This window comes from Saccharibacillus sacchari, assembly GCF_037722395.1.
Classification (GTDB): Bacteria; Bacillota; Bacilli; order Paenibacillales; family Paenibacillaceae; genus Saccharibacillus; species Saccharibacillus sacchari_A.
Genome location: NZ_JBBKAR010000022.1, coordinates 56443 through 81787, shown reverse-complemented (window position 1 = coordinate 81787; position 25345 = coordinate 56443). Strand labels below are relative to the sequence as shown.

19 protein-coding genes are annotated in these 25345 nt (G+C 50.6%); 18 read left to right on the top strand and 1 reads right to left on the bottom strand.

The window, feature by feature from the left end:
* The 12 genes from WKI47_RS06930 to WKI47_RS06875 all read left to right on the top strand — a co-directional run.
* A partial coding sequence (locus WKI47_RS06930) for a GNAT family N-acetyltransferase (protein WP_340226446.1) occupies nucleotides 1-460 on the top strand: 460 nt, incomplete at its 5' end.
* Between the two features lie 30 nt (nucleotides 461-490).
* Complete coding sequence (gene pseI / locus WKI47_RS06925; protein WP_340226445.1) at nucleotides 491-1537, top strand: pseudaminic acid synthase; 1047 nt, start codon at nucleotides 491-493, stop codon at nucleotides 1535-1537.
* Between the two features lies 1 nt (nucleotide 1538).
* Nucleotides 1539-2492: a dTDP-glucose 4,6-dehydratase gene (locus WKI47_RS06920; RefSeq protein ID WP_340226444.1), complete on the top strand. Its 954-nt coding sequence runs from the start codon at nucleotides 1539-1541 to the stop codon at nucleotides 2490-2492.
* A 34-nt stretch (nucleotides 2493-2526) separates the two neighbouring features.
* On the top strand, nucleotides 2527-3693 hold the full coding sequence (pseC, locus tag WKI47_RS06915; RefSeq protein ID WP_340226443.1) for a UDP-4-amino-4,6-dideoxy-N-acetyl-beta-L-altrosamine transaminase: 1167 nt from the start codon (nucleotides 2527-2529) through the stop codon (nucleotides 3691-3693).
* Between the two features lie 88 nt (nucleotides 3694-3781).
* Nucleotides 3782-4888 (top strand): DUF2920 family protein, encoded by a 1107-nt coding sequence (locus WKI47_RS06910; RefSeq protein WP_340226442.1) that lies wholly within the window; start codon nucleotides 3782-3784, stop codon nucleotides 4886-4888.
* Between the two features lie 206 nt (nucleotides 4889-5094).
* A complete protein-coding gene (locus WKI47_RS06905) occupies nucleotides 5095-5292 on the top strand; it encodes a cold-shock protein (RefSeq protein WP_037287260.1) in 198 nt (65 codons plus the stop codon).
* A gap of 352 nt (nucleotides 5293-5644) precedes the next feature.
* Nucleotides 5645-9490 carry a collagen binding domain-containing protein gene (locus tag WKI47_RS06900; RefSeq protein WP_340226441.1) on the top strand — a complete coding sequence of 1282 codons (3846 nt, stop codon included), beginning with the start codon at nucleotides 5645-5647 and terminating at the stop codon, nucleotides 9488-9490.
* Nucleotides 9491-9658: 168 nt separating this feature from the next.
* Nucleotides 9659-10627, top strand: coding sequence for an Rpn family recombination-promoting nuclease/putative transposase (locus tag WKI47_RS06895; RefSeq protein WP_340226440.1), 969 nt, complete (start codon nucleotides 9659-9661; stop codon nucleotides 10625-10627).
* Nucleotides 10628-10840: 213 nt separating this feature from the next.
* Nucleotides 10841-11401, top strand: coding sequence for a ribosome hibernation-promoting factor, HPF/YfiA family (gene hpf / locus WKI47_RS06890; protein WP_037287261.1), 561 nt, complete (start codon nucleotides 10841-10843; stop codon nucleotides 11399-11401).
* Between the two features lie 197 nt (nucleotides 11402-11598).
* Complete coding sequence (gene secA / locus WKI47_RS06885; RefSeq protein WP_340226439.1) at nucleotides 11599-14046, top strand: preprotein translocase subunit SecA; 2448 nt, start codon at nucleotides 11599-11601, stop codon at nucleotides 14044-14046.
* A gap of 144 nt (nucleotides 14047-14190) precedes the next feature.
* Nucleotides 14191-15304 (top strand): peptide chain release factor 2 gene (gene prfB, locus WKI47_RS06880; RefSeq protein WP_340226438.1). Its coding sequence is split into 2 segments (ribosomal slippage): nucleotides 14191-14262 and nucleotides 14264-15304, totalling 1113 coding nucleotides; the frame shifts between segments, so codons are not numbered across the junction.
* 9 nt (nucleotides 15305-15313) lie between these two features.
* Entirely contained in the window at nucleotides 15314-16195 is an 882-nt protein-coding gene (locus WKI47_RS06875; protein WP_340226437.1) for a YitT family protein, read from the top strand.
* A 107-nt stretch (nucleotides 16196-16302) separates the two neighbouring features.
* Here WKI47_RS06875 and WKI47_RS06870 read toward each other — a convergent pair whose 3' ends face one another.
* Entirely contained in the window at nucleotides 16303-17100 is a 798-nt protein-coding gene (locus WKI47_RS06870) for an Rpn family recombination-promoting nuclease/putative transposase (protein ID WP_340226436.1), read from the bottom strand.
* A gap of 824 nt (nucleotides 17101-17924) precedes the next feature.
* Between WKI47_RS06870 and argC the strand changes: the two genes are divergently transcribed.
* The 6 genes from argC to WKI47_RS06840 all read left to right on the top strand — a co-directional run bounded on the left by argC (nucleotide 17925) and on the right by WKI47_RS06840 (nucleotide 25237).
* A complete protein-coding gene (gene argC / locus WKI47_RS06865) occupies nucleotides 17925-18977 on the top strand; it encodes an N-acetyl-gamma-glutamyl-phosphate reductase (protein WP_340226435.1) in 1053 nt (350 codons plus the stop codon).
* A gap of 49 nt (nucleotides 18978-19026) precedes the next feature.
* Nucleotides 19027-20256, top strand: coding sequence for a bifunctional ornithine acetyltransferase/N-acetylglutamate synthase (gene argJ / locus WKI47_RS06860; protein ID WP_340226434.1), 1230 nt, complete (start codon nucleotides 19027-19029; stop codon nucleotides 20254-20256).
* Nucleotides 20257-20275: 19 nt separating this feature from the next.
* Nucleotides 20276-21115 (top strand): acetylglutamate kinase, encoded by an 840-nt coding sequence (gene argB, locus WKI47_RS06855; RefSeq protein WP_425355442.1) that lies wholly within the window; start codon nucleotides 20276-20278, stop codon nucleotides 21113-21115.
* Nucleotides 21116-21568: 453 nt separating this feature from the next.
* Nucleotides 21569-22759 (top strand): aspartate aminotransferase family protein, encoded by a 1191-nt coding sequence (locus WKI47_RS06850; protein WP_340226433.1) that lies wholly within the window; start codon nucleotides 21569-21571, stop codon nucleotides 22757-22759.
* A gap of 158 nt (nucleotides 22760-22917) precedes the next feature.
* Nucleotides 22918-23874, top strand: coding sequence for an ornithine carbamoyltransferase (gene argF / locus WKI47_RS06845; protein ID WP_340226432.1), 957 nt, complete (start codon nucleotides 22918-22920; stop codon nucleotides 23872-23874).
* A 130-nt stretch (nucleotides 23875-24004) separates the two neighbouring features.
* Nucleotides 24005-25237 carry an argininosuccinate synthase gene (locus tag WKI47_RS06840; protein WP_340226431.1) on the top strand — a complete coding sequence of 411 codons (1233 nt, stop codon included), beginning with the start codon at nucleotides 24005-24007 and terminating at the stop codon, nucleotides 25235-25237.
* Nucleotides 25238-25345 lie beyond the last annotated feature (108 nt).

Below are 25345 nucleotides of genomic sequence, written 5' to 3'. Positions count from 1 at the left end.
GCATTTTAAGAAAGTAGAAAGCTCCGATATTTGGTTGATTTATGAATTTGCTAATGATGCTAAAACTCGAGCCATGTCTTTTGAAACGTCTGAAATTTCTCGTCAACAACATCAAAAATGGTTTGAAAAAATATTAATTTCGACTGATGAATATATTTTTCTTGCAGCTTTAGAGGAATGTTCTCCTTATATTGGTTTTGTTAAGGTAAATCGTAACGGGATGATAGGTATTTCTGTAGCAAAAGAGTTTCGAGGTTACGGTTTAGGAAGTAATTTGATTACAAGTTTTTTGAGATTTTTGCGCGAAGAACTTTCTAATATAGATTTTAGAATTATTATTGCTCTTATAAAAAATGAAAATGATGCGTCGATTCGAACATTTGAAAAAGCAGGCTTTAAATTTAAATCGCTTGATATTTATAAGGGAGAAACCTGTTTGAGGTATGAGATCGAATTGTAAAACAAAATTTTATAGAAGGAGTGGCTTTTAGTGGAATTTCAGATAGGTCAACGATGGATAGGTAAGAACCATAAACCTTTTATTATTGCTGAAATGTCAGGTAATCATAATCATTCGTTAGAGCGTGCACTTGAAATAGTAGATGCAGCAGCAAAAGCGGGTGTACATGCACTTAAGATTCAAACTTACACGGCAGATACTATGACATTAGATATTCATGAGAGAGAATTTTTCATTGAAGACTCAAATAGTATTTGGAAAGGCAATTCTCTTTATAATCTCTATCAACAAGCTTACACACCTTGGGAGTGGCATAAACCAATTTTTGATCGAGCAGCTAGCCTAGGCTTACTTGCATTTAGTACGCCGTTCGATGAGACTTCTGTAGATTTTTTGGAAACGCTGAATGTTCCTGCTTACAAAATTGCTTCTTTTGAGAACACAGATATACAGCTCATTCGAAAAGTAGCTTCTACAGGCAAACCATTGATAGTGTCAACAGGCATGGCTTCAATAGCTGAGCTGGACGAATCTGTTAGAGCTGCTAGAGAATTTGGATGTAAAGATCTTGTTTTGCTTAAATGTACAAGCACATATCCTGCTACTCCACAAAACACGAATATAAATACCATCCCTCATTTAAAAGAACTTTTTGAGTGTGAAGTAGGGATTTCCGACCACACTATGGGGATTGGTGTAGCGGTTGCCGCAGTTGCTCTAGGAGCTACTGTTGTTGAAAAACACTTTACACTGAAACGTGCTGATGGAGGAGTGGACTCGACATTTTCGCTTGAACCTAATGAAATGACTTCTCTTGTGGTAGAAACAAAAAGAGCGTGGCAATCACTTGGTCGAGTTACTTATGGAGCTACAGAATCAGAAAAAGAATCCTTGAAGCTTAGACGTTCTTTATATATTTCAGAGAATTTAAAAGTAGGAGATATCTTGACAACAGAAAATGTTAGAGCAGTCAGACCTGGTTTGGGATTGCCAACCAAATATTTAGATGAATTACTTGGACGTGCTGTGAAAAAAGATGTATCTAAAGGAACGCCTTTGTCCTGGGAGGTCATTTAATATGCCGAAAAATATCTTACTCACCGGCGGAGCCGGCTTTATCGGGCGCTGGGTCGCCAAAAAATTGCTTGATGAAGGTCATCATCTCTGGATTCTGGATGATTTGTCCAACGGGCGTGAACAAAATCTGTCCGAATTCCGCGATCATTCAGGCTTGAAAGATTTTGTGCGCGGAAGCATCCTTGACGAAAAATTGCTAGACCGGCTATTCGACGAGCATCGCTTCGATATCTGTTATCATCTCGGTGCTTCGATCAACGTGCAAGATTCGATTGACGATCCGCGTACGACGTTCAACAATGATACGATCGGTACCTTTTACATTTTGGAACAGTGCAAAAAGCACAAAACGAAAGTCGTATTCATGAGCACCTGCATGGTTTACGATCGCTGTGCCGAAGAAACCGGCATCGACGAAGCGCATCCGACCAAGCCGGCTTCTCCTTATGCGGGAGCCAAGATTGGCGCGGAGAACATGGTGCTGTCTTATTATCATGCTTACGGACTGCCTACGGTCGTTATCCGGCCTTTCAATACGTACGGACCATTCCAGAAAACGGGCGGAGAAGGCGGCGTTGTAGCGATTTTCCTGAAAAACGAGTTGGAAGGCAAAATGCTGAATATCTACGGTGAAGGTACGCAAACGCGTGATCTGCTGTACGTGGAAGATTGCGCGCGTTTCGTGGTGGAAGCGGGATTCAGCAATACAGTCGACGGAGAAATCGTCAACGCGGGACTGGGCCGGGACATTTCCGTGAACGACCTGGCTTTGTTGATCGCAGGCGATGCTTCGAAGATCAAGCATGTGGAACATATTCATCCGCAAAGCGAAATTCAAAAATTGTTGTGCAACTCGGCCAAAGCAGGAGAGCTCCTGGGCTGGAAGCCGAATGTATCGCTGGAAGAAGGTATCTCGCGGACGAAAGCATGGATTGCGCAAGGAGGATTGGCCTAAGCCGATCTTTTTGCCGCAGAAGGAGGAGCGCAGGATGAGCAAATACGCAAAAAGAGACACGCTGTTGCCGTACGGCAAACAGCTCTTGGACGAAGCGGATATTGAGGCGGTCGTGCAGGTATTGAAAGGCGACTTCATTACGCAAGGACCGGCTATTCAGGCATTTGAACGGAAAGTGGCCGACCATGTCGGAGCGCGTTACGGCGTGGCTTTTTCGAACGGTACGGCAGCGCTGCACGGAGCCTGCTTTGCAGCCGGGATTACAGACGGAGACGAAGTCGTCACGACGCCTTTGACCTTCTTGGCAAGCAGCAATTGCGTGTTGTATCAAGGGGGGACGCCCGTATTCGCGGATATCGATCCCTTGACTTACAATATCGATCCCCGGCAGGTAGAAAAGAAGTTGACGCCGAGAACCAAAGCGATTATTCCCGTCGATTTCAGCGGGCAACCGGCAGAGATGGATCGGATTCAGGAGATCGCTCGCCTGCACAACCTGATCGTGATCGAAGATGCGGCACATTCGCTCGGAGCGGAGTATCAAGGTCGCAAAGTCGGGACGTGGGCGGATATGACAATGTTCAGTTTCCACCCGGTCAAGCATATCACGACGGGCGAAGGCGGCATGATCGTGACCGACGACGAAGCCTTTTATCGCAAATTGCTGCTTTTCCGCAGTCATGGCATGACGCGCGAGCCGCAGGAATTGACGCGAAACGACGGTCCCTGGTATTACGAGATGCAAGAGCTGGGCTACAATTACCGAATGACCGATATTCAGGCGGCGCTTGGCGTTTCGCAGATGGACAAGCTGGACGGATTCGTTGCGCGGCGTCGCGAATTGGCGGGAATTTATAATCGGGGATTGGCGGAGATCGAAGGTCTGATATTGCCGGAGCAGCACGTCGATGCAAATTCCAGTTGGCATCTTTATGTCGTTCGTTTTTTGCCGGAGCATTTCCAATATTCGCGCAAAGAAATTTTCGAACAGTTGCGCGGTTTGAATATCGGCGTCAACGTGCATTATATTCCTGTTCATTTACAACCGTATTACCAAAGGTTGGGTTACCTTAAAGGGTCATGTCCGAATGCAGAGCAGTATTACGAGACTTGCATCACGCTTCCTTTATTCCCGGGGATGACCGACGAAGATTGCGAATACGTGATTCAGGCGGTTCGAAATTTGGGTTCGCTTGATTGAAAAGCTCCGAGGGAATCGGATTATCTAAGGGTTAACGCATATATCGAAATAATAATCGATGTTTAATCATCGCAAGGAGATTGACAGAATGGCCGAACATCATACGTTTAACGTGCTTGCTCATCCGAATATTTACACGGGGACGGCGGGCAGGGAACTCCGGATCGAATTTGCGATTCCTTCGTCCGGAGTTCTAGCGGATACAGGGTTTATTATTCTCGTTCCGGGCTTTGGAGCGCATATCGATTCGAATGTGTACCGCAAAATGCGAGATACTTTTGCGGATAAGTACAACACCGTGACGATTCAGTGTGAATACTTCGGAAGCTCTTTTATGCAATCCGACCATCAAGTAAATATCACGAACTTGGAAGAACTTCGTTCGATTCTGAGCGGAGCCGAATGGACAAGCATTCAGAAAAATCCTTCGGCATTTGCTGAATTGATTGCTTCCAAAAGTGTTCATTTTCCTGTTCTTGCAGACTTGAACGAGACGCTCGAAAATTTTAACGATATGGGGTATATGCAAGCTATCGATATCTTAACAGCGTTTGAGACGGTTAAGTTGCTTCTGGACGATAACGGGTTTGAATACGATTCTAATCGCGTGATCGGTTACGGACATTCGCATGGGGCTTACTTAATTCATTTGTGCAATGCGATCTCTCCGGATACGTTTTCGTTCATCGTTGACAATTCGGCTTGGCTGGAACCGGTATACATCGATCGTTATCGATTGGTATATAAAGAAATCGGCAAATCGCTTTTGGTTATTCATTATGATTACTTGGCAAAAACGGCGACGAAAAACAAACGTCCTTCGAATCTGGCAGATCTGTATCGCACGTTCCGGAATAAGGCCAAAGTGGTTTGCTTCATAGGAGTCGACGACAACCTCGTAAACGTGGAAGCAAAAAAACAGTTTATACATAAGATCGAGAAATCTAATTTTATTACGGTTACCGCAAAAGACGTGGATAAGATCAAATACAAGTCCACCGCGCACGGTCTTGATGCCGACTTCATCGAACTCTTCTCTTATGCGTTGACTTTTGAAGAAGGAAAAACAATCGTCGGCGATACAAAATCCAAATATGAACTTCAACATGCCCATGTCAAGATCCAGGCGGACTTCATGCAAGGCTTGCCTATTTTTTCGTTCGAGTTTGGGAGTTTGGTGAGCAGCCCGATCTGATCCGGAAAAAAGTGTTTCAGATATTGTATTCAAGTGTAAATAAAATTCAGGTTTATTATTCTATCTTCTCTGCTATGTTATTCTTTTTTATTGGAATATAATTGCATGTAATCATTTTAAATTCCAATTGACATGGAAGAAAAACGGCGGTATATTCGAGTAGTGGACCACACATTTTTATCTGATAATGAAGGGAATGTTCGTGCATGCAAGGTAAAGTAAAATGGTTTAATGCAGAAAAAGGTTACGGTTTCATTGAAACGGAAGAAGGCGGCGACGTTTTCGTTCACTTCTCGGCGATCCAAATCGAAGGATTTAAGACGCTGGAAGAAGGACAATCCGTTGAGTTCGATATCGTTGAAGGCGCTCGCGGACCGCAAGCATCCAACGTTACTCCTCTGTAAGTCGTCGCAGCCGTATACCTGACCTACATAGATAATTAGGGTTAATGATTTATGATGGTTGGAGATTACACAAGGCTCAGCCGGAAGACCTCACGATAGTGGGGTCTTTTTTTATGCCGTTTTCTATAAAAATGGATAAATAAGGTTCTTGTAACAAAAATTTATGAGTTTATCCTGCTCGGTACGTGTTTAACAAACATAAGGGCCTAATTAGTTCTTTGGTTAGACTAAAAATGGGTCCAACGATTTATCTGTCCATCGCCATAAGCCAAAGTAAAAGTAAAAACAGTGCATATGCGAAGCGATAACTGATTCGTTCTTGCGCTTACAGTCAACAGGAGGGATCATCAGAGTGAACAAAAGAATAGGCGCAGCTTTGATCGCTGTTTTGCTAGTCTTACATAGCCTGCTTGGATTCGGAGCGGGAACCGCAAACGCCGAGACAGCAGCAGAGGCGCAACCTGCGCAAACAGCCCAGGCTACAGACAACAACGAGACTCCATCGGCAGCAACGGTAAATAGTCCTTCAAGCGATACAGATTCAACGCAAGACACCCCTTCTCTCGAAAACGACCAAGAAGCGGAAGCTACCGTACAGCAAGCCGTTTACGGCACTCCGCAGCCTTCCAACATTCTGACGTCGGTTTCGCTGACGGACGACGAAGGCAATCCGGTCGGCGGAGACGATTCGTCGGATCGGATCGATCCGGGTGAGGCGCTCAACTTGAATTATCGTTGGGAACTGCCGAACGACCACACGTATACCGACGGGTCGACGTTCGAATTCGATCTGCCGTCCGAGTTTCGTATTTACACCGATATTCGCGACGTTCCGCTGACAACAGGCGGAGACAACGGCGAATCGGTCGGCGCGTTCAGCGTTTCGACTGACGGCCATGTCGTGGTGACGTTTAACCGCTTTGTGGAAGAATACTCCAACATCTCGGGGAACCTGACCGTGCGTTCGGAACTCAAAGAAGAAATCGTGAAAGAAACCAACCAGGTTCGGATCACGTTCCCGATCGGCGACGCCGGTCAAGTCATCGTGCTGTATTTGATGCCAAAAAACGGCGTATTGCTTGATAAAACGGGCAAAGCCGATGACGCAGGCGGTAAAATCGATTGGACCGTCGATGTGAACACTTCTTTGCAAAAGCTGAGCAGCGTTTCATTGAGCGATACGATTCCGGAAGGATTAACCCTTGATTCCGCTTCGGTTCGCGTGTACAAATTGAATGTTTCGTCAGCAGGCGACCGTACGCAGGGTGAAGCGGTGGCGGCCGACCAATATGTGCTGGAAGGCGGTCAAGAAGCATCCGAGTTGAAGCTTGCTTTTGCTGCCGAATCGATCAATGAAGCTTATCGGATCACCTATTCGACCGCGATCGGAGCAGGGAGCCAAGCCAAATTCACGAATACCGCTACATTGAAAGCTTCCGATCGCGAAGACGTATCCGCTTCTTCCACGGTGACCGTGAAGCGCGGAGAACTGATCAGCAAGTCGGTCGGCGCATACGATCAGTCAACGCAGTCGATCGACTGGATTATCGGTTACAATGCCGGCGCGCTGACGATTCCGAAAAGCCAAGCTTTGCTTAAAGACCGTTTCAACAGCGGACAGCGTTTGGTGGATGAATCGTTCAAAGTGACGGAAAATGCGACCGGACGAGTCCTCGTAGCAGGAACCGACTACACCGTGACAAATGTTGCGATCGCGAACGGCAAAGCCGGTTTCGATCTTCAATTCGCCAACGACGTCACGACGGCTTACACCATTACGTACCGCACGACGGCTACCGGAACGGTGTATAACAACGATAAGATCACCAATACCGTGACAACCGGTACGGTGAGCAAAAGCGCTTCGAAAAACCTGGAACGCAATTTGCTGACCAAAACGAATACGGGTGTCAACTACGCGGCGAAGACGTCTTCGTGGAGAACGATCGTGAACCGCGACTCGTTTACGATGGACAACGCCGTGATGACCGATACGTTCCCGAACGGCGGTCTGGAGCTGGTGCCGGGTTCGGTAAAAGTGACCGATAGCAAAGGTACCGTACTGAAAGAAAAGGTCGATTACGAGCTGACCGTGCCCGAAGGCAACCGTTCCGGCTTTACGATTAGTTTCAAAGGCACGCTGAACGGCGAAAGAACCATCACGTACACGACGAATTTTAATCAAAATTGGAAAATCGACCGCCAACAGACCAACTTCGTCAACAAAGCCAAAGTAACTTGGTCGGAAAATGGAGCGCCGCGTGAACGTGAAGTATCCGCAAGCTTTGCTCCGGGTACCTTGACGCTGCAAAACGGCTCTAAATCCGGCAGTTACGATCCGCGTACGAAACAGTTGACATGGGACGTTAAACTGAACTACAACAAATTGGCGCTGGATCAAGCGGTTCTTTCCGACGTTATTCAACCCGGACAGCGTTTCGTCGAAGGTTCGCTGACCGTGAATCAAATGACGCTGGTTAACGGGAAAGATAGCGTGAGCAAAGGAAAAACGTTGGACCCGTCCAGCTATACCGTCGTTTATCCTAGCGATGCGAATGGAAACCAACTGCAAATCGTTTTTAAAGGAACAACGAGCGATTCGTTCTGGGTGACGTTCAAAACGACCGTCGACGGACAAATCGTCGGCAAGTCGGCTTCCAACGAAGCGACGCTGACCAGTGCGAATACTGAGTTGGGCAGCTGGACAGCCAGCGTGCCGATTCCGGGCGGCGGCGAATACGTGGCTAAAACGGCTGCGCAGCAAGGCGGCAAGATCGCTTGGAGCGTAACCGTGAATAAAGGTCAATCATATGTGGAAAACGCGAAAATTATCGATACGCCGACCTCCAATCAACAACTGGACGAATCTTCGTTCCGTTTGTACCGGGCAGTTGTTGCGGCAAACGGAACCCCAAGCAAAGGCGAGCTACTGGTCAAAGACCGCGATTACAGCTTGACGATTACTTCGGGCAAAGAAGAACGTTTTGAATTGGCTTTCGCTCAACCGATCCGCGAAGCGTTTATTTTGGAGTATACTTCCACGATCTATGCGGCCGACCGCGAAAACGTGAGCAATAAGGTCAGCTTCGAAGGAACAGGCGTAACGACCGGACAAACCGATACGTCGCGCTCCATCATCGTGCGCACGTCTTCGGGTTCCGGCACGGGGAGCGGCGTAAGAGGGGCTTTGGAAGTGACCAAAGTCGACTCGGCGGATGAAACCAAACTTCTTCCGGGCGCGACTTTCGTTCTTCAGGACGTCAATAAACGCCGTCCTGCCATTACGCGCACGACCGACGATGCAGGACGCATCATGTTCAATCAGTTGCTTTACGGCAGTTATACGCTGACCGAAACTCAAGCGCCTGAAGGGTACAAATTGCCTGAAGAGGCTTCGCAAACCGTTATGATCGACTCTTCTGTGGTGCAGACCGCAGGAGTGAAGTCCGTACAAGTGAAAAACGAAGCGCTGCCGGTTACCCCCGAGCAGCCGACTACGCCGCCGGAACCGGAAAATCCGACCGATCCGGGCGGTCCGACGCAACCGCCAGTAGATCCGGGCACGCCTGCCGTTCCTGAAACGCCTACAGATCCTCAAACTCCGGTAACGCCGACCAATCCGGAACAGCCGACTACGCCGCCGGATAACGGCAATACGCCGGAACAACCGACTGTTCCGGGTACGACGCAGCCGGAATTCCCGGTTCCGGACGATAATACGCCGGTCGGCACGCCGGAGATTCCTTCGACGCCTGGCATTCCTGTCGATAACGGAACGCCTTCGACTCCTGAGAACCCGGAAGTGGACGTTCCGGAGGACGATACGCCGCAAGGTACGCCGGACGTTCCGTCCGAGCCGGATACGAATGTGCCCGATGAAGGAACGCCAGTCGGCACGCCGGATGTTCCAACGGAAGATCCGGGAGTCCCTGTGCCGGAAGAACCGATTCCGTCCGGCGTTCCTCCGGTCACTCCGGATGCGCCGCAGGTAGATGTGCCTGATAACAGCGTGCCGCAAGGTACACCGCCTGTTGTTCCGGGAACTGTGGTTCCAGGGGTTGTCGTGCCGGAAGGCGAGCAGCCTCCGACCCTGCCCCAGACAGGCGAAGAAAGCAAACTGCCCTATGTTCTTGCCGGAGCCGGATTGATCGCGTTCGGATTCTGGTTAAGACGCAGAGCCACATTGAAAAATCATTAAAATATTGATGGTTGCCAACCTTGTGTTCGATCCCTTAGCGGGATCGAACACAAGGTTTTTTCTTTATTGTCCAATATCAAAACTGGTATACTGAAGTCAGAATATAAGGCTCCGCATCACGAATACACATCTTTGTTCGATCGAAGATTTTCAGATGGGGGAGAAGGCATGAACAAGCGATTAAAACCTACAAATGATTTTATTTTTCAAAAGTTGTTTGGGGAAAAAGAAAGCAAGAACAGTTTGATTTCGTTGCTCAACGCCATTTTGAAACTGGATAAGGAAGAAGAACTTGTTGACCTGAATGTTATTGAGAATAAGCAATTATCCAAAGAAGAACTCACGCAAAAAACGGGTAGACTGGATATTCGGGCCGAGACGCGCAAAGGTGTTCTGATCAATATCGAAATGCAGGTTGCGGAGCAAAAATATATGGCGCAAAGAACCTTGTTTTATTTCAGTAAATTGTATGCGGATACGATAAAGGCTGGCGAAGAATATCAAAAGTTGAAAAAAACAATCATGATCAATATTTTAGACTTCGAGCTATTGGACGCCGGACGTTATCATACGACATTCCATTTGTATGAAGATCAGGACCGCAACCTGAAATTGACAGACGATCTGGAAATTCATTTTATCGAACTTCCCGTATTCGGTAGAATGCAAAGAAATTTTTCGGACCCTCTTCATCGTTGGCTTACTTTTATGGACGACAATATCCAAGAACCTGAATTAAAGGAGCTGATCAACATGGATAAATCGATTCGCGAAGCGGAAGATCGTCTTGAATATTTTAGCGGAAATCCGGAAGTCCGGCGACTTTATGAGGCTCGCGAGTATGCTAAGTACGAATGGAACAGTATGCGCAGAGAGAGTCTGGAGCAAGGTTTGGAGGAAGGGCGTAAGGAAGGGCGTAAGGAAGGGCATAAGGAAGGGCGTGAAGAGGGACGTGAAGAAGGCCGTGAAGAAGGACGTGAAGAAGGCCGAAAAACAGCTCTAGCAGCGAGCGTACAGCATATGCTGGATAAAAGTTATGCAATCCCCGAAATTGCCGAGCTGCTTGGCCTTACGGAAAAAGAAGTCCGCGAATTGATTGTATTTTTATCGGATTCCGATAAAAACGCAGAAATCTGAAACTTGCCCCACTCTTATTCCGCAGTTATCCAAGAAAGCAAGTTATTTAACCGGATACGTTTTCCGTGCTGCTTTTTCGGTTAATTGAACCTAACAACGATTTTCGGCCAGGCGATCCGCGCCCGGAAAAACCGTTGTTCACACAAAACGTTAACACTGTTTTTACTCGGCGTTAACGCTGTGTTATAATGGTGACATAAGGAGGAGTGCCCTATGGATTTTGCGATTCGAGGACAACAAATTGAGGTTACTGACGCTCTGAGAGATTATATCGATAAGAGACTCAGCCGACTTGAAAAGTACTTCGATATTCCCCCGGCTACGGAGGGTGCCGTTACGCTTAGCGTAACAAGAGGCATTCACAAGGTCGAGGTGACGATTCCTCTTCCCGGCGGCGTGTTCCTTCGTGCAGAAGACCGGAGCGACGATATGTACACGTCGATCGATTCGGTGCTGTCGAAGCTGGAACGTCAGATTCGTAAGCACAAGACCAAAATGAACCGCAGATTCCGTCAAGACGAAAGTCTCAAAGGACTTTTCGTAGACGAAGGTGCAAATGCATCCGTTTCTCCATCTACGGATGAAGAAGAGGATGAACTCCAGGTTGTCCGCAACAAGCGTTTCCTGCTGAAACCGATGGATGTTGAAGAAGCGATCCTGCAAATGAACATGATCGGCCACAACTTCTTCGTATTTTCCAACATCGAATCCGAGACGGTTAACGTTGTATATCGCCGCAACGACGGCAAATACGGCCTGATCGAGCAGGAATAACGACTCACTTTCACAAAAAAATCACGAATTTTGAAGAAAAAGAGTCTTATCCGCACCGGATAAGGCTCTTTCTGCGTATATAATATGTTGAGAAGTTTTACGGATCCGGGCTGGGTGGGCGCTTACGCGGTTGCCCGTGTCCGCTCAAGCTGGTACAATTTAGGCAAACCATCCGTTTTGCACGAAAGGGGCACAACATGTTAGGACTTGTCAAAAAAATCTTCGGGGATATGAACGAACGTGACGTCAAAAAGTTCATGCGCACCGTTGACATCATCAATAAAATGGAACCCGATTTTGAAAAACTCACAGACGAGCAGCTTAAGAACAAAACTGTTGAGTTTCGTGAGCGTTTAGCCAAAGGGGAATCGATTGACAGCCTGCTACCGGAAGCTTTTGCCACGACGCGCGAAGCGTCCAAGCGTACGCTTGGCAAACGCCATTATGACGTTCAATTAGTCGGCGGTATCGCTCTGCACAACGGTCGGATCGCGGAAATGAAAACCGGGGAAGGTAAAACATTGGTTGGTACTCTTCCGGTTTATTTAAATGCACTTATGGGTCAAGGCGTTCACGTCGTTACCGTCAATGATTATTTGGCTCAACGCGACAGTGAAGAGATGGCTCAAGTCTATAACTTCCTGGGTATGACCGTAGGTCTTAACCTGAGCGGTATGGAACATGCACAAAAGCAGGAAGCTTACGGCTGCGACATCACTTACGGTACGAACAACGAGTACGGGTTCGACTATCTGCGCGACAACATGGTGTTGTACAAAGAGCAGATGGTTCAACGTCCGCTCTATTTCTGTATCATTGACGAAGTGGACTCCATTCTCGTCGACGAAGCGCGCACGCCGCTGATTATCTCCGGCCAAGCCCAAAAATCGACGGAGCTGTATTTCCTCGCGGATCGCTTCGTAAAGCGTCTGCAAGCGGAAGAGGATTACACGGTCGATATCAAGATCAAATCCGTATCGATCTCCGATAAGGGTGCCGCAAAAGCGGAACGCGATTTCGGAATCGACAACTTGTATGACCAGAAGCATGTCCTGCTTAACCATCATATCGTTCAAGCGCTCAAAGCCAACGTGATCATGCGCCGCGACGTGGACTACGTTGTGGTTGAAGACGAAGTCGTTATTGTCGATGAATTCACGGGCCGCCTGATGGCGGGACGCCGTTATAGCGACGGTCTCCACCAAGCGATCGAAGCGAAAGAAGGCATCACCGTTCAAAACGAAAGCATGACGCTTGCCACGATTACGTTCCAAAACTACTTCCGTATGTACCGCAAACTGGCCGGCATGACCGGTACAGCCAAAACAGAGGAAGAAGAGTTCAAAAAGATTTACGGACTGGAAGTTCTTCAAGTCCCAACCAACCGTCCGAACCAACGTACGGATGCACCGGACGTCGTGTATAAAAGCGTAGCCAGCAAATTCCGTGCCGTAGTGGCCGAGATCGAAGAGCGCCACGCCAAAAACCAACCGATTCTGGTGGGTACGGTTTCGATCGAAAACTCCGAATTGCTGTCGGAAATGCTGAAGAAAAAAGGCATCCGCCACCAGGTATTGAACGCGAAGTATCATGCCGAAGAAGCCGAGATCATTTCGAGCGCCGGACAAGCAGGTTCGGTTACGATCGCGACCAATATGGCGGGACGCGGTACCGATATCGTATTGGGCGAAGGCGTCCACAACGTCGGCGGCCTGCATATCATCGGTACGGAACGTCACGAGTCGCGCCGGATCGATAACCAGCTGCGTGGCCGTGCCGGACGTCAGGGCGACCCGGGTTCGACGCAGTTCTATCTGTCGCTCGGGGACGAATTGATGAAGCGTTTCGGTGCGGATAACGTGCTGAACATGATGGAGCGTTTGGGCTTCGAAGAAGACCAGCCGATCGAAAGCCGGATGATCACGCGTGCGGTAGAGTCTGCGCAGAAGCGCGTAGAAGGCAACAACTTCGATACGCGTAAAGTCGTTCTTCAATACGATGATGTCATGAACCAACAGCGCGGTGTCATCTATAAGCAACGTATGGAACTGCTTGAAGCCGACAATGTCAAACAAATCATTCTCGATATGATTCGCGCGACCGTTGAACGGATCGTTGAAGCCCATACAGGCGACGACATTCCGGAAAACTGGGAACTTCAAGAAGTGGCAGACTATATCAATGCCAAGCTGCTTGAAGAAGGCGAAATCACCCGTGATGAGCTGTGGGGCAAAGAAGCTTCCGAAATTACGGAATATCTGTACGATAAAGTGCAACAGCGTTACGACGAGCGTGAAGCTTCCCTCGGCGAAGCGATGGTTCGTGAATTTGAAAAAGTTATCGCGCTGCGTGCGGTTGACCGTAAATGGATGGACCACATCGACGCGATGGATCAACTGCGTCAAGGCATCCACTTGCGTGCTTACGGCGGTACAGACCCTCTGCGCGAGTACCAATTCGAAGGCTATGAAATGTTCAATCAGATGATCGCCAGCATTCAGGAAGAGGTTGCGACGTATATCATGAAAGCACGCGTCGAATCGAACCAGCAGCGCGAAGCCGTTATCGATGAGAAGAAAATCAGCACGAACAGCCCGACGCCGGAGAAAAAAGCTTCCCGCAAAGAGCGCCGCGCTCAACGTTAAGATTGCGGTAAACGGATTTCAAAGATCGTCAAGCAACGGCCCGGTTCCAGGAGGCGACTTCCGGGATCGGGCCGCAGGGCTGTCTAAGGTGATAAAAGGAAGACGAACAATAGGTTCCCATAATTATAGAAGAGGTGACGACAAATGATCGATCCGTCAGTCAAGCAGGATCTGCGCGAAATGGCACAGAAATTAACCAACCTTAGGGGGTCTCTTTGACTTAGATCTGAAGCAAGAACTGATCTCCAACTTCGAAGAGAAAATGTCTGCACCCGACTTTTGGGACGATAACGATAAAGCTCAAGCCGTTATCGCAGAGATGAACGCCGTAAAAGGCTCGGTCGACCAGTATGCGAAGCTGCAACAGGATTACGATGATGCCGCTTTGATGGCTGAGCTGGCCGATGAAGAAAACGACTACGAGATGGCTGCCGAAGTGACCGGAAGCATTGAAGACCTGGTGAGCCGGATCAACGAATTCGAACTTCAACTACTTCTCAGCGAACCCTACGATAAGCTTAATGCGATCCTTGAATTGCACCCAGGCGCGGGCGGTACCGAGTCGCAGGACTGGGGAGAAATGCTGCTGCGTATGTACAAACGCTGGGCCGAAAAACGCGGATTCAAAGTCGAGACGCTGGATTACCTTCCTGGCGACGAAGCGGGTATCAAAAGCGTTACGCTGCTGATCAAAGGCTATAACGCTTATGGCTATTTGAAAGCGGAAAAAGGCGTGCACCGCCTCGTTCGCATCTCGCCGTTCGACTCGTCGGGCAGACGCCATACGTCGTTCGTGTCTTGTGACGTCGTACCGGAAATCGACGATACGATCGAGATCGATATTCGTACCGAAGATCTGAAGATCGATACGTACCGTGCAAGCGGCGCCGGCGGCCAGCATATCAATACGACCGACTCGGCGATCCGGATTACCCACCTTCCGACCGGAATCGTGGTGACTTGCCAGAACGAACGCTCGCAGATCAAAAACCGTGCACAAGCGATGACGATGCTGCGTTCCAAGTTGTATGAGCGCAAGATCGAAGAGCAGAAGCAGGAACTGGCCGAAATTCGCGGCGAGCAGTCCGAGATCGGCTGGGGCAGTCAGATCCGTTCTTATGTATTCCATCCGTACAGCATGGTCAAAGACCACCGCACAACGCACGAGACGGGTAATATCGGCGCGGTTATGGACGGCGACTTGGACGGATTCGTCGATGCTTATCTGCGCAGCCAATTGAAGATCGAAACGGAGTAAACGCGAACCATGAAAACAAGTAAAGGCGGCAGAAAGCCGCTGGTCCCGATTGACGGTACCAAACGCAACGTGCTGGATACCGTGCTTATTATCGTAGGGGCTTTTATTACGGCAATCGCGTTTAACCTGTTCCTATTGCCTAACCAGATCGCATCCGGCGGCGTATCGGGTTTGTCGATCATTATTAAAGAATGGTTCGGGTTTGAGCCTGCGTTTACCCAATGGATATTCAATATTCCGTTGTTTGTGGCAGGCGTCGTTTTTCTCGGCAAAAAGTATGGTGCGCGTACATTAATTGGTACTGTCTGCTTGCCTTTGTTTATCTACCTGACGCGCGACTGGCCGATTTCGACCACCAATCCGCTACTCGGAGCGCTGTACGGCGGTATCGGAGTCGGGTTGGGTCTGGGACTGGTGTTCCGCGGCCGCGGATCGACCGGCGGATTGTCGATCGTGGCGCAATTGTTGCAAAAGTTCAGTGGTCTGAGCTTGTCGTTATGCGTCATGCTGGTCGATGGCTCAGTCATTATGTTAGCGGGCTTTACCTTGTCGCTGGAGAACGCCCTGTATGCGCTGATCGGCCTGTATGTCACGGGGAAAGTAATCGATGCCGTAGAAATGGGTCTGGGTTACACGAAAGTGGCCTATATCATTACGGATCGACGTGAAGAGCTTACCCAGGTCATTCTGAAGGATCTGGACCGTGGCCTGACTGAGTTGACGGGAAAAGGCGGATATACGGGCGAGTCCCGTCCCGTCTTGATGGTCGTCATCGGGCAAAGCGAAACCAGCCGACTGAAAACGCTCGTACGTTCCGTCGATCCCGAAGCGTTCGTCGTAATCAGCAACGCGCAGGAAGTCTTGGGTAAAGGGTTTAAGATTCAGATGTAAATGAGTACGTTGTTTGTGAGGAGAAAAGAAAGAGCTGCTTCCCAAGTCTCGTGACCTGGAAGCAGCTCTTTTATGATTTAAAGTGAAAGGCATTCAAAGGATAACGATCATTTCTCGGTTAATTGTTCGACTTCGCTAATATTCAGACCTGCCAAGCGCGCCGTTTGCTCGATACTCATGCCTTCCTTTAAAAGGTTACGCGCAATGTCCATCCGTGCGGCTGTTTCTCCTTCGACTCGGCCTTCTTCTTTTCCTTTTGCTTGTCCTGCTGCCAGTCCTTGTCTTCGCATTTCGTAATACTCGTCACGCAGCGCTTTGGTCAGATTGGAAATCATGGTATCCACTCCTTTCGGATCTTCGAACTTATCCAGTACATGGCCGATCTTCTCGGTTTCTTTGGGATTCGTCATTTTGAACCAGGACTTGAACAACTGAAACAGTTCGGGATCGAGCTTCTTCAAAATCTGGCTGGACTTCCTTAATCGATTGGTGAAAGGCACGGCTCCGGGATTTTGTTCCACAAGAAAGATCAGTCCGATTAAGTTTTCCATTTGCTCCAACTGTTTTTTGTCCAGTCGTTTTACGTCCAAGAGGACGTAACGGAAGTTTAGCAGTTCTGCACCAAAGTGCTGTTCACCCTCAAGCATTTCGCGAAAAGAGCGAACAGCTGTCCAAGTTGCGTTGCCGTTGTAGAGAACGATCGGGACAACAGCGGGTAGTTTGTGGGTTTTCCGGCGTTTCTCGGATTGCGGCGTATTGCTTTGAACGTCCCGCCAAATCTCCGTCATGTACGTCAATAACCGATGTGGCATTTGGAAATCGACTCTTGATTGAAATTCCAATAACACGTAGAAATAAAACTCTTGTCCGCTTAATTGCGCTTTATAAACGAGTACGTTGACCATCTTGATTCTACGAGTGAGTCCGGCGAACCCTTCTTAAAACGTGAAGGGTTCGGTTCGAACACAACTATACTTTTGAGCGTGGTCAACGTACGAGGTCAGCTTCTTTTTCCTTATAATCGCTCAAAACATACGACTTGTCGACCCTGATCAGGCTTTCGGCATCTAGGGCGTGTACGCAAACTCCGCCGGAAGCAGATTTTGCTGAATTTTCGTTCTCAGCAAGGAAATTTTCCGAAGGCGTGCCGGGGCACGTCGAGGGAAATTGACGCAGCCATTGGTGGATGGCGACACGCTTCAAGTCGATATCCGCGGAGGGCGAAAAGGCAGCAAAAGATGCACGTCGTTGAGTTTGCGTACACGCCCTAGTTTTTTGACCATTTTCCTGGAACAAAATGATGGAGTAGCGTAGCGAACATGGTGCGATTGGAGAGTAGCGTTTTATACGCCTTATCATACGGATGGCGTAGTTTGTTTTTGCGGTTCGGTGGCATGTCCGATCTTCCTTTCTCTGGTTGGGGATTTGATAGAAGATCGCGCCTGGGGCGAGTGTGCGCATTTTCTTTTCTTATATAAAGAGTATAACTTCAATGAATCGAAAAGGGAACGTGTGATCCCGTCTTAAAAACAAAAAGCTTTCGCTTAGCGCGGGTTCAATTGATCTTCTTGCCCGGAGGGGTTGAAGATCAATTGGACCTATCACACAGAATGTGAACTTTTTCTAGAAAGGTTGTATTTATATGATGCCGAACGTATAATAATACATATTATTTTGAAAACATGCACGGAATTATACAGAAAAACGGTGCGGATGGAGGTTAGGAAGCATGGACAACGGTACAATCAAAGCAGCAATCGTCGGCGCGACCGGCTATGGAGGAGCGGAACTGATTCGTTTGTTGCAGGCGCATCCTCAGGTGGAGGTCAGTTGCGTATTATCTTCATCGAATAGCGGTACGCCATTGAGCGCAAGTTTTCCTCATTTGACGAACATTATTGAACTGGAACTTGAAGCCATCGAACCTGCGGTGATCAAGGAGAAGGCCGATGTCGTCTTCCTCGCCACCCCGGCCGGAGTAAGTTCCGAATTGACGCCGAAGCTGGTAGAGCAGGGCTTGAAAATCATTGACCTTTCCGGCGATCTTCGTCTGAAAGACGGAGCCGTTTACGAGAAATGGTACAAGCGCACTCCGGCGTCGCCCGATATTTTGGAAAAGGCGGTTTACGGACTGAGCGAGGTATACGGAGAGGCTGTAGCCGGACAATCGGTTATCTCCAATCCGGGCTGTTTTCCGACGGCGACACTATTGGGTTTGGTTCCGGCGGTCAAAAAAGGCTTGATCGACCCGTCCACCCTGATTATCGACGCGAAAACGGGCGTGTCCGGCGCGGGACGCGGAGTCGGGCTTGGCACGCATTACAGCGAAATCAACGAGAGCGTGAAAGCTTATAAAGTGAACGCGCATCAGCATATTCCGGAAATCGAGCAAGTGCTGAGCGATGCGGCAAACCGCGAGGTCGTCGTCACGTTTACCACCCACTTGATTCCGATGACGCGCGGCATTCTCAGCACGATGTACGCATCGGTAAACGGATCGAAAACGACGCAGGACTTTATCGATTTGTATCGAAGCTTCTATACAGACAGACCGTTCGTGCGTATCCGGGAAAACGGCGTTCTGCCGGCAACCAAAGAGGTCTCCGGTTCGAACTACTGCGATATCGGCTTTGCCGTGGATGAGCGGACCGGGCGCGTGACCATCGTATCGGCGATCGATAATATGGTCAAAGGCGCAGCCGGACAAGCGATTCAAAACCTCAATCTGGCGATGGGCTGGGACGAGACGACCGGTTTGAACTTTATTCCGATGTATCCTTAAGATCCGAACATACACTCAGCGATTATATAGCGAAAGGCGGAAGCGTCTCATGGCAGTTCCTTCTTACACCGTCGTCGAAGGCGGTTCGATCATTACCCCGCGCGGATTCCAAGCGGCCGGTCTGCATTGCGGACTGAAAAAAACGGAAAGAAACGATATCGGCGCGATTGTGTGCGAGGTGCCTGCGGCGGCAGCGGCGGTATACACAACGAATATTTTCCAAGCAGCTCCGCTGCAAACGACGCGCGAAAGCCTGGCCAACGGCGTGCTGCGTGCGGTAATCGTCAACAGCGGCAACGCGAACGCGTGCACAGGCAAGCAAGGCGACGCCGACGCTTACGAAATGCGCGCGCTTGCGGCTGAGAGCTTCGGTGTCAGCGCGGACGACGTAGCCGTAGCTTCCACAGGCGTGATCGGCGAAAACCTGAAAATGGATCGGGTCCGCGACGGTATTGCCAGATTGTCCGGAGCTTTGAGCAGCGACGCTAACGGCGGCGAGCAGTTCAGCCAATCGATCCTCACGACAGACTTGGTGAAAAAGGAGCTGTGCGTCACCGTACAGATCGACGGCAAGCCGGTCGTGATTGCGGGCGCAGCCAAAGGATCGGGCATGATTCATCCGAACATGGCGACCATGCTGGCTTTTGTGACGACAGATGCGCAGATCGGCAGCGAGGCGTTACATAAGCTGCTTCGACGGACAACCGACGACACATTCAATATGATTACCGTCGATGGTGACACGAGCACGAACGATATGCTGGTTGCGATGGCAAGCGGGTTGTCGGATCAGAAAAAAGAGCTGAACGAGCAGCATGCGGACTGGACGGCGTTTGCGGAGGCTTTTGCCGCGGTATGCGAACATCTGGCCAAAGCGATCTCCCGCGACGGCGAAGGCGCAACGAAGCTTGTCGAAGTCACCGTTACGGGTGCGGAAAGCACAGATTCGGCTCGGGCCATCGCAAAGACCGTTATCGGTTCGAGTTTGGTCAAAACGGCCGTTTACGGCGCGGACGCCAACTGGGGTCGGATTATCGCGGCGGTCGGCCGTGCAGGCGTTCCTGTCAATCCATACACCGTCGATATCAAGCTTGGCGATATCGTCGTGTTGACGGCTTCCCAGCCGGTCAAATTCGACGAAGATATCGCTTTGGAATATTTGAAAGGCGATGACGTGCTTATTACGGTCGAGCTGAATATGGGTTCGGAAAAAGCGACCGCTTGGGGCTGCGACCTGACGTACGACTATGTGCGGATCAACGCGGCATACCGGACATAACGAAGGAGGAAGAAACGATATGGCTCAAAACGCAAACGAAGTCGGCGGATCTTCCGCTTCACAAACAGGCGACGCCAAAGCATCGTTCGTGATGAAATGCGGCGGCAGCACGTTGGCTGCGCTGCCGGAAGCCTTTTTCACTGACCTGGCTGAGCTGCAAAAAAGCGGCATCAAGCCCGTTATCGTACACGGCGGCGGCCCGGCGATTTCCGAAAACCTGGAGAAGCTCGGCATTCCGACAGAGTTCGTTAACGGACTGCGCCGCACCACCGAAGATGTGCTGGACGTCGTGGAAATGGTACTGGCGGGCACGATCAACAAACTGATCGTTCGCCGTATCCAATCCGCAGGCGGCAAAGCGCTCGGCCTATCCGGTTCGGACGGTTCGCTGATCCAGGCCGAGCCTGTGCCGAACGCATCCGAAGTCGGCCTTGTCGGCGACGTCACTTACGTTGAAGCGGGTATCGTCGACGGCATTCTCGATCTGGGCTACATGCCCGTTATCGCGCCGCTCGGCGTCGACGAGAACGGACAACGCTACAATATCAACGCCGACACCGCAGCCGGAGCCGTGGCATCCTTTATCGGTGCTTCCCGCATGATCGTCGTCACCGACGTTCCCGGCATTCTCAAAACCATCGACGGCGTCAAAACGCCTTTGCCTACCGTTTCTTTCGCGGAGATCGAAGACATGATCGCAAGCGGAGAAATCTACGGCGGCATGATCCCGAAAGTCCGCGCCGCCATGAAATGTATCCACGGCGAGGTCCGGGAAGTCGTCATCGTAGACGGCAGCGAACCCCGCGTCCTCCCTCGCCTCTTATCCGGCGAACCGATCGGAACGGTCATTCGACGATGAGTCTCGGGAAACGGGCTGTTGAGACTGGGTTTTGAAAGGAAAAGTTTAAAGACCTTTTGTCTCTGCCACAAAACGTAGTCCGACTTATCGTTTTCCTGAGTCTATGATCGTCGTCTTTTTTGTAATCCGGATACAGACTCGACGACGGTACACTCCCGAATACCGTTCGACGTAATAGGCTTCTCCCGCTTGATCCCGACATCCATGAATTTACTTCGAGCTTTACCCAAAAGAGAATCGATATCCAAAATCGATTCTGTGTCCCTGCCCTAAAATCCCGTGAACGACCAAGCGTGCCAAGCGGAGGGGAAAGTTCAGTGAAGGAGCGTTAGCGTTCGCCTTTGTCCTCGGAAAATTTCCTTATTACAATTAATCCATTTTCCGAGGACAACAAGCGACCGTAACGAACTTTCCCCGCAGCCCCCGCCACCCCAGGAAGGAGCATACCCACCCATGCCACAAGAAGAGAGTTCACTTTTCCAAACGTACGCCAGAAATCCCCTCGCCCTCGTCAAAGGCGAAGGCAGCTGGCTCTGGGACGACCAGGGCAACAAATACCTCGATTTCATGAGCGGTCTCGCCGTCACCAACCTCGGCCACGCGCCGAAAAAAGTGTCCGAGAAGCTCAAAGAACAGATCGATACCCTGTGGCATACGTCCAATCTGTTCGTCGTGCCGAAACAGGAAGAAGCCGCCAAAAAAGTCGCTGAAGTCGCGCAAGCCGACGCCGTATTTTTCTGCAACAGCGGCGCGGAGTCGAACGAAGCGGCGATCAAGCTGGCTCGTCGTTACTTCCAGAAAGTGAAAGGCGAAGAACGCTACGAGATCATCACGCTCGGCAAATCGTTCCATGGCCGTACGCTGGCGACGCTCACCGCGACCGGACAGGATAAAGTCAAAGAAGGTTTCCTGCCGCTTCCGGCCGGATTCGTAACTGTGCCTCCGCACGATATCAAAGCCATCGAAAACGCGATCAACGAGCACACTGCGGCCGTCATGATCGAGATGGTGCAGGCCGAAGGCGGCGTGTATCCGTTGGAACAGGAATACGCGCAGCAGATCGAGCAGCTTTGCCGCGACAAAGGGATCTTGCTGATCGTCGACGAAGTGCAGACCGGCATGGGCCGCACGGGCGCCTGGTTCGCGCATCATCGCTACGGCATCAAACCGGATATTTTCACCGTGGCCAAAGGCATCGCGTCCGGCTTCCCGGCAGGCGCCATGATCGGACGGGAGTATCTGAAAGAAGCGTTCACCGCAGGCAGCCACGCGACGACGTTCGGCGGCACGCCGCTGGCTTCGTCCGCGATCATCGCGACGATCGAGACGATGCAGGAAGACAATCTTCCGGCCAGAGCCGCCGAGATCGGCGACAAGCTGATGGGCCAACTGCGCGAGCGTCTGAACGGTAATCCGTTCGTGAAGGAAGTGCGCGGACTCGGCTTGCTGATCGGTATCGAGTGCGCGGAACCGGTAGCCGATCTGGTCGCAGCCGGGCAAAAACGCGGTCTGCTGTTCGTTTCGGCCGGCCCGAACGTGATCCGTTTGCTGCCGAACCTGTACGTGACCGAGGAAGAAGTGAAGCAGGCCGTCGAGATCGTCGCTTCGGTGATTGAAGAAAAGGTACCGACGCCGAGCGCCTGACCTAAAATAAAAGGAATGCGTCCGTCTGAACATTCAAGCTTTTATCATGAAGCAAAAGTCTTCTCAGGCGGCGATCGAGCGTTCGGCAAACCGGACAGTGACTTCCGGCTCGCGAACGCTCTTTTTTTGAAAACAACCGAACCCAAGGAGGTAACCTCATGGACCTGACTCAACAAGCACACGGAATCGCTCTTAAAGGACGCGACCTCGTCGAACTGACCGATTACACGACGGAAGAAATTCAATACCTGCTGGACTTGGCAATCGAACTCAAACGCAAACAAAAGTCGGGAGAAACGTTCCGTCCGCTGGAAGGCAAAACGCTCGGCATGATTTTCGAAAAATCGTCCACGCGCACCCGCGTATCGTTCGAAGTCGGCATGTTCCAACTCGGCGGCCATGCTCTTTTCCTCAGCAAAAACGATATTCAGCTCGGACGCGGCGAAGCGATCCCGGATACGGCAGGCGTGTTGTCGCGTTACCTCGACGGCATCATGATCCGCACGTTCGGCCACGAAAACGTGACGGAGCTGGCGAAATACGCGGATATTCCGGTCATCAACGCGCTGAGCGATCTCGGCCATCCGTGTCAGGTGCTCGCCGATCTGCAAACGATCCAGGAGCATAAAGGCGCACTGCGAGGCAAAAAGCTGGCGTATATCGGCGACGGTAACAACATGGCGCACTCGCTGCTGCTCGGCGGCGCGAAGATGGGCATGGACGTGAGCATCGCAAGCCCGGAAGGCTACGAGTCGGATACGGATATCGTGCGTCAAGCGCAGGAAATCGCGAATCAGACCGGTTCGAAAATCGCGATCGTGCGCGACGCGCGCGAAGCGGTCGAGAACGCCGATGCCGTGTATACGGACGTGTGGGCGAGCATGGGCTTTGAAGAAGAACAGAAAGTGCGCGAGCTGGCTTTCAAAGACTATCAAGTCAACGAAGAACTGGTTCAGCACGCGAAAAGCGATTATCTGTTCCTGCATTGTCTCCCGGCGCACCGCGGCGAAGAAGTGAGCGCGGGCGTGATCGACGGCAAAAACAGCGTAATCTTCGACGAAGCGGAAAATCGCCTGCATGCGCAAAAAGCGGTCATGGCGACGTTGATGGCGTAAGTTTTTTTAGCGGACAAAAAAAGAGCGGCGCTTCTGCATAGGCAGGAGAACGCCGCTCTTGCGACGAAAAAGGAAAGACTATCATACAAGATATTGAACGGCAACGTTCAGAGCGGAGGAATGAAGAATTATGGCAAAAGAAAAAATCGTACTCGCGTATTCCGGTGGACTGGATACCTCGATCATTTTGAAATGGCTGAAAGAAACGTATGACGCGGAGATCATCGCTTTTACCGCGGATATCGGACAAAAAGAAGAATTGGACGGCCTAGAAGAGAAAGCTCTGGCAACCGGCGCTTCGAAAGTATACATCGACGATCTGCAAGCCGAATTCGCTGCGGATTTCATTTACCCGATGTTCCAATCCGGTGCGCTCTATGAAGGCCAATACCTGCTCGGTACCAGCATCGCGCGTCCGCTGATCGCGAAGCGCATGGTCGAAATCGCCCGCGCCGAAGGCGCCACGATGATCGCCCACGGCGCGACAGGCAAAGGCAACGACCAGGTTCGTTTCGAACTCGGCGTCGCGGCTCTCGCTCCCGATATCAAAGTCGTCGCTCCTTGGAGACTCGACACGTTCCGCGACACCTTCCCGGGCCGCGCCGAAATGATCGCTTACGCTGAAAAACACGGCATTCCGGTTACCGCATCCGCTGCCAAGCCTTACTCCACCGACCGCAACCTGCTGCATATCAGCTACGAAAGCGGCGTGCTGGAAGATCCGTGGTTCGATGCAAGCGCGCCTGAAAACAAAGAAATGTTCCTGCTCAGCGTAGATCCGGAAGACGCGCCGAACGAGCCGGAAATGCTGGAAATACAATTCGAAAAAGGCAACGTGGTCGCGCTGAACGGCGAAAAGCTGAGCCCGCTGCAAGTCATGGATAAACTGAACGAACTCGGCGGCAAACACGGCATCGGCCGCGTGGACATGGTCGAGAACCGTTTTGTCGGCATGAAAAGCCGCGGCGTGTACGAGACTCCGGGCGGCACGATCCTGTTCACCGCTCACCGCAAAATGGAATCCCTGACCATGGACCGCGAAGTCATGAACCTGCGCGATTCGCTGCTGACCCGTTACAGCACGCTCGTCTACAACGGTTTCTGGTTCGCGCCGGAGCGTCTGGCGCTGCAAGCGCTGGTGACGGAAAGCCAGAAAAACGTGAGCGGCACGGTGCGCGTGAAACTGTACAAAGGCAACGTCATCGGCGCCGGCGTCAAAAGCCCGGTCAGCCTGTACAACCCGGACATCGCCACGATGGAAGCCGACCCGAGCCAGGCTTACGACCAGAACGATGCGACAGGGTTTATCAGCCTCAACGCTTTGAGATTGAAGGTGGGAAAAGGCGTAGAGCAAAGTAAGTAGTTTTTTCGGTGGAAAAAGAGTGGGTTCCGGGGGAGTTTCGTTCCGATCGCGTGTTGCAATTGGGAAGCTGGATTAGACTAGAAGGAGGCTTCCCAATTGCAAAGGCGA

Excerpts from the sequence above, each read along its gene's own strand:
- WKI47_RS06920 (WP_340226444.1), top strand. The coding sequence starts at position 1,539 with ATGCCGAAAAATATCTTACTCACCGGCGGAGCCGGCTTTATCGGGCGC.
- pseC (WP_340226443.1), top strand. The coding sequence starts at position 2,527 with ATGAGCAAATACGCAAAAAGAGACACGCTGTTGCCGTACGGCAAACAG.
- WKI47_RS06910 (WP_340226442.1), top strand. The coding sequence starts at position 3,782 with ATGGCCGAACATCATACGTTTAACGTGCTTGCTCATCCGAATATTTAC.
- WKI47_RS06905 (WP_037287260.1), top strand. The coding sequence starts at position 5,095 with ATGCAAGGTAAAGTAAAATGGTTTAATGCAGAAAAAGGTTACGGTTTC.
- WKI47_RS06895 (WP_340226440.1), top strand. The coding sequence starts at position 9,659 with ATGAACAAGCGATTAAAACCTACAAATGATTTTATTTTTCAAAAGTTG.
- hpf (WP_037287261.1), top strand. The coding sequence starts at position 10,841 with ATGGATTTTGCGATTCGAGGACAACAAATTGAGGTTACTGACGCTCTG.
- secA (WP_340226439.1), top strand. The coding sequence starts at position 11,599 with ATGTTAGGACTTGTCAAAAAAATCTTCGGGGATATGAACGAACGTGAC.
- WKI47_RS06875 (WP_340226437.1), top strand. The coding sequence starts at position 15,314 with ATGAAAACAAGTAAAGGCGGCAGAAAGCCGCTGGTCCCGATTGACGGT.
- WKI47_RS06870 (WP_340226436.1), bottom strand. The coding sequence starts at position 17,100 with ATGGTCAACGTACTCGTTTATAAAGCGCAATTAAGCGGACAAGAGTTT.
- argC (WP_340226435.1), top strand. The coding sequence starts at position 17,925 with ATGGACAACGGTACAATCAAAGCAGCAATCGTCGGCGCGACCGGCTAT.
- argJ (WP_340226434.1), top strand. The coding sequence starts at position 19,027 with ATGGCAGTTCCTTCTTACACCGTCGTCGAAGGCGGTTCGATCATTACC.
- argB (WP_425355442.1), top strand. The coding sequence starts at position 20,276 with ATGGCTCAAAACGCAAACGAAGTCGGCGGATCTTCCGCTTCACAAACA.
- WKI47_RS06850 (WP_340226433.1), top strand. The coding sequence starts at position 21,569 with ATGCCACAAGAAGAGAGTTCACTTTTCCAAACGTACGCCAGAAATCCC.
- argF (WP_340226432.1), top strand. The coding sequence starts at position 22,918 with ATGGACCTGACTCAACAAGCACACGGAATCGCTCTTAAAGGACGCGAC.
- WKI47_RS06840 (WP_340226431.1), top strand. The coding sequence starts at position 24,005 with ATGGCAAAAGAAAAAATCGTACTCGCGTATTCCGGTGGACTGGATACC.